3 protein-coding genes are annotated in these 2,412 nt (G+C 35.8%); 1 reads left to right on the top strand and 2 read right to left on the bottom strand.

The annotated features are described in order from the left end of the window. Positions 1-263, bottom strand: a 263-nt coding sequence (locus J7J10_03435) for a hypothetical protein (GenBank protein ID MCD6129987.1), incomplete at its 3' end; no start/stop codon positions are given. Between the two features lie 51 nt (positions 264-314). Continuing rightward, positions 315-1,019: a ferrous iron transport protein A gene (locus J7J10_03430; GenBank protein MCD6129986.1), complete on the bottom strand. Its 705-nt coding sequence runs from the start codon at positions 1,017-1,019 to the stop codon at positions 315-317. A gap of 171 nt (positions 1,020-1,190) precedes the next feature. Here J7J10_03430 and J7J10_03425 point away from each other — a divergent pair, with 171 nt between their 5' ends. Next, on the top strand, positions 1,191-1,850 hold the full coding sequence (locus J7J10_03425; GenBank protein MCD6129985.1) for a response regulator transcription factor: 660 nt from the start codon (positions 1,191-1,193) through the stop codon (positions 1,848-1,850). Positions 1,851-2,412 lie beyond the last annotated feature (562 nt).

Raw genomic sequence — 2,412 nt, 5'->3', positions numbered from 1 at the left:
AGATTTGCAGTAGAATGGAAGTTTGTCTTGTTCTGCTTTGCTTGAGTTGCTCCACCATCTGATGATTTTTTAGCCATATTGTTCCACACTGCTGTGTTATCATACATCTTCTTACTCCAGGTAAAATCTGCCCTTACCTCACCATACACAGAGATATTTGTATCTCCTGAGGTAGTAACTGTTCCTGCCTGTGCACTGCCTACAGCTACCATTCCGCCTACCAACGCTGCTGCTGCAACCAAACTGATAAATCTTTTTTTCATAAAACCTCCTTTTTTACGGCTCAAACCTACGATTTGTGTCATGTATCCCTCCTAAAAATAAGTAACTTGAATTTTTTCCGCCAAACCTTTGCCGATAGTTATTAATTGTTCCCCTATCTTTGCAACAACATAATTTCCTTTAATTGGAGCAGGAGCAGAAGTCTCTCTCCTTACCAGTGTTATTGTTTTCCCTTGCATAATATTTTTAAGTTTTTCCGTGAATTTAGTTCCACTAAATATTTTGCTTATTTTTCCACCGTTTCCTTCCTTAAGACTGTTAACTTGAATAGTTTCATTCTCATATTCTACTAAGAACTTAGATGCTTGACCTTCTCCCAACTTTATCTCATTGTCATCAACATCAAACACCAAAGTATCATCAGGAAGATGTCCCAAGAACTCAATTTCCTTTTTTTCTTCAATGCCAATTTGAGAGAACCAATCCTTCAAAAATTTTCCACACTCAATGCGACTAACTGTTCCCTTTTCTCCTTTTTCCAATTCTAAAACAGGTAAAATGTTATTATCCTTTTCTATGTATATTTTATCTGCCCATCCCAAACCTAAAACTACATCCTTTCCTCCAATCTTTATGGAAATAGGTCCTGTTTTCACACGCGAAGGCTCAGTGGTCATCACTGTAAGTGTTGTACCTTCTTCAATTCCCAGATCCTTTAAGTAATTTTTAGCCTCAGAGCCGGCTTCTATTTTTTCTACTGTTACTTTAGTTTCTGGCTCAACTTCAGTCAACCTCACCTTTTATCCTCCTTATTTTATTAGGTAAAGCTAATTATATGAAACTAATCTATCTTGTCAAGGAAAATTTTGACAAAATTTTCCTTGCAACTGCCAAAGGCAGTTGTTAAGCGTTAAATTATTTTTGTGTGGTTTGACATCATTTCACTAATATGTCAACATAATGTAGTTATGTTAGCAAAGGTAATTGTAATAGGAGAAGATGAAGAAACAAAGGAGCTTAATGTGAAACTTTCCCAAAGTGATTTTGATTCTTTTCTTATTCATCAAAATAGAATAACACCTGATTTTATCTCTTCAAAATCACCCGATATCTTTCTGGTGGATATTGATTTTGAGAAAATGCTGCAATTTGTCGAGAAACTCAAAAAGGATTATGATGTGCCTATTCTTGCCATTGTTTCAAAAGAAATGGTACAATCCCTGAACATCACAAAAATAGACGATTTCATTTTAAAACCCCCCAATTTTCTGGAAATGATACTGAGAATCAAGCAGATCTTATGGCGGACGAAAAATATAAGCGATAAGGGAATAATTAAATGCAATGACCTATTTATAGATTTGACTAAATATGAGGTTTTACTGAAAGGAAAGCGCATTTTTTTGACCTTTAAGGAGTTTGAAGTGCTTAAAGTTCTCATAATGAACAAGGGCAGGGTTTTCACACGAGAAGGATTGCTCAATGAAATCTGGGGTTATGACTACTTTGGCACTGATAGAACGGTGGATGTTTGTATCAGAAGACTGAGAGCCAAAATTGAGGATAAGGACCATTCTTTCATTGAAACAGTAAGAAATGTAGGTTATAAATTCAAAGATTGTAAATAAATAACCCTGCCGCAAAATATCCGGAATTTTAATTTAGATTCCCGTCCCCGTGTCAAACACGGGGTGACATGTTTTCACGGGAATGACACAAACCGCAGGTTTGGTCGTAAAAATTCCCTTAGAATTTTATGACACAAATCGCAGGTTTGGTCGTAAAAACTGGAGGTTTTTATGACAGAAAAAAGGGAATCCTACTGATTAACTTATCCTTACTTTTTGCTCACTCAAAAAGAAAAAAGAATTATTAGCCTCTGGATTACCACTGGATTTTACCCTGTGTAGTAGCTTGCTATACTACACAGGGTCTTTATCACAGTATCTGAAGCAAGAAAGGAAAAATATTAGCCACGGATGAACACAGACATACACAAATGTAAAAGACAAGGACTTTTCTCATAGTCGCGGTAAGTGGAAATACCATAGCTTGAGAGTTGGAGAGTTTGGGCTCAGTATAATCTGTGATAATCTGTGGCGAATATTCTTTCTTTGATGAGGCAATTCGATTTATGTTAGCTAAATTTTAAAAGTGAACTGTTTAAAGATTAAAAGTGAACACCCTTCA

The sequence above is a fragment of the Deltaproteobacteria bacterium genome, assembly GCA_021159305.1.
Taxonomy (GTDB): domain Bacteria; phylum Campylobacterota_A; class Desulfurellia; order JAGGSF01; family JAGGSF01; genus JAGGSF01.
The sequence above is the reverse complement of the archived record's forward strand: the minus strand, read 5'-3'. Positions and strand labels throughout refer to the sequence as shown.